This window comes from uncultured Paracoccus sp. (assembly GCF_947496875.1).
In the GTDB taxonomy this organism is placed as follows: Bacteria; Pseudomonadota; Alphaproteobacteria; order Rhodobacterales; family Rhodobacteraceae; genus Paracoccus.
Genome location: NZ_CANMEH010000090.1, coordinates 1 through 399, shown reverse-complemented (window position 1 = coordinate 399; position 399 = coordinate 1). Strand labels below are relative to the sequence as shown.

At 66.4% G+C, this 399-nt stretch carries 1 pseudogene; it reads left to right on the top strand.

The window, feature by feature from the left end:
• Nucleotides 1-399 (top strand): annotated as a pseudogene (locus tag Q0938_RS19235) (hypothetical protein); the annotation flags it as partial.

Below are 399 nucleotides of genomic sequence, written 5' to 3'. Positions count from 1 at the left end.
CTGGACCGCGAAGACCGTGGCCGAGGGCGGCACCGGCGATCTCTTCTACACCATGAACAAGGAGGCTGCGGGCGACGACCTCGGCCTGACGCTGCAGACCAACTTCGTGACCAAGGCGCTGGTGGGCCTCTTCGGCTCCGACCGCTTCCGGCTCGCGGTCTCGCCCGATGGCAGCACCTTCTTCGACGGGCTCGGCGTCGACAACGCCACCGGCATCGTCGACCAGCCCCGGCTGCCGCGGTTCAAGGCGTACACGAACTACGACAACTATGTCGGCGTCGGGACCTGGACGAAAATCGGCCTCAACAACACCGACACCAACGATCAGGGCGCCTTCGACGCCGCGAACAACCACTTCGTGGCCCCGGTCGACGGCACCTACCTCTTCGGCGCGACGCT